Source organism: Butyricicoccus sp., from assembly GCF_050872565.1.
GTDB lineage: Bacteria > Bacillota > Clostridia > Oscillospirales > Butyricicoccaceae > Butyricicoccus_A.
Genome location: NZ_JBNMHC010000463.1, coordinates 1 through 1,444, shown reverse-complemented (window position 1 = coordinate 1,444; position 1,444 = coordinate 1). Strand labels below are relative to the sequence as shown.

General features: G+C 49.9%; 3 protein-coding genes. 1 reads left to right on the top strand and 2 read right to left on the bottom strand.

Annotation, left to right across the window (positions count from 1 at the left end; translation table 11 throughout):
* Positions 1–402: aminotransferase class V-fold PLP-dependent enzyme (locus ACR0P9_RS12540; protein WP_432620651.1), on the bottom strand; the 402-nt coding region annotated here is incomplete at its 3' end.
* Positions 386–625 carry a putative Se/S carrier-like protein gene (locus tag ACR0P9_RS12535; protein WP_432620649.1) on the bottom strand — a complete coding sequence of 80 codons (240 nt, stop codon included), beginning with the start codon at positions 623–625 and terminating at the stop codon, positions 386–388. The genes ACR0P9_RS12535 and ACR0P9_RS12540, both read right to left, overlap by 17 nt.
* A gap of 134 nt (positions 626–759) precedes the next feature.
* Between ACR0P9_RS12535 and ACR0P9_RS12530 the strand changes: the two genes are divergently transcribed.
* A partial coding sequence (locus ACR0P9_RS12530) for a DUF815 domain-containing protein (protein WP_432620647.1) occupies positions 760–1,444 on the top strand: 685 nt, incomplete at its 3' end.

The window sequence follows — 1,444 nt, the reverse complement described above, 5'->3', positions numbered from 1 at the left end:
TGCTTGCTGTGCTTGCTCCAGCAGCATATCATCATTCCACAGTTCGCTTTTGAGTATCGTGAGTTTGATATTCTGTCGTTTGACCAGCTCCAGCACAGGACGGTACACAGCATTGTGTTCAAAGCTGGAAATCGCGATATGACGGCAGGTCTGTGCCATGGCATACAGTGCCATGTTGAGTGCCTGCGTGGCGTTTGCAGTAAAAATAACGCGGCGGGGATCGGACACATCAAACAGCTTTGCTGCCAGCCGCCGAGTATCATATACAATATCTGCGCCCAGCATCGCAGGGGGATGAGCACTTCTGCCGACGCCTCCGGCGTGCTGCATCGCCCAGCGCATCGCATTGGATACCGCAGGCGGCTTTTCCAGCGTTGTCGCTGCATTATCCAGATAAATCATCAGAATTCCCCCAGCACCACTCCATGTCCGTCACATGCTTCAGACAGGCTTTTGCTCGTGCAGTATCTTTGTCATCTATGACAATCGCCCATGCACACGATGGCATTTGTTTGGAACGCGGCGGGCGAGTTGGTGTATTGGCAATGCCGCAGGCGGACAGAGCGCGAGAGAGCTGCCATGCCTCGCTTTGCGACCGACTCAGAATCAGACGTTTGGATTGCATATTCCGCACCTCCGAAAAGTTTCCTCTCTATCAGTATAAGAAAATTGTGCAGGATTTGTGCCTGTCCCTTGCAAATATTCACTGATTGTGATAGGATTAGAAAATTGAAAGAAATAAAAAAGGGTGAATCACACATGAATAGTACAACACTTCGCCTGCGCATGGAATCGCTGACGGTGCTCAGCAATCTGCGCAACACAGAAGTATACAAGGCTTATGAAGACACAATGTCTGCCCTGTACACCACACCGGTAGATTTTTGCCAGAAATATGCAAAGCTTTGCCGTTTCCATTTTGAAAATCGCGATCTTGGCAAGCTCCTTGCACAAGAGATTCATTTTGATACCAATGTATTGACCAAGCAGCTCAACGAGCCGCTGTCGGCAGAGATCCGCAAGGCAATTGATTTTGATCTGTACACCGTTAACACGCTGATTTCTCTGTCCGGCGCAGACTTTCTGGAGTTTGCAGGTAAGGCATATCCGAAGCTGAGCAGCGCACTGAATGAGCTGCCGACGTTTGCTGCAGGCTCTCCGCTGCCGTTTGGCAACTGCGAAGGTTTATGTCAGCTGTATCGTAAGCAGGGCTATGGTTACTTTGCCCGCGCTAACGCATACCAGATTGTAGATAATCAGTTCCAGCCGATTGAACATCCGGATCCGATTCGCCTGACCGATTTGAAGGGCTATGCACTGGAGAAAAAGACGATTCGCGACAATACACTGGCTTTGCTGGCTGGCAGAACTTCTAACAACATTCTGCTGTATGGCGATAAGGGCTGCGGCAAATCGTCTACCGTCAAGGCAATTGCCAATGAAT

Bases quoted from the DNA above. Each gene is read 5' to 3' on its own strand.
- ACR0P9_RS12535 (WP_432620649.1), bottom strand. From the start codon at position 625: ATGCAATCCAAACGTCTGATTCTGAGTCGGTCGCAAAGCGAGGCATGG.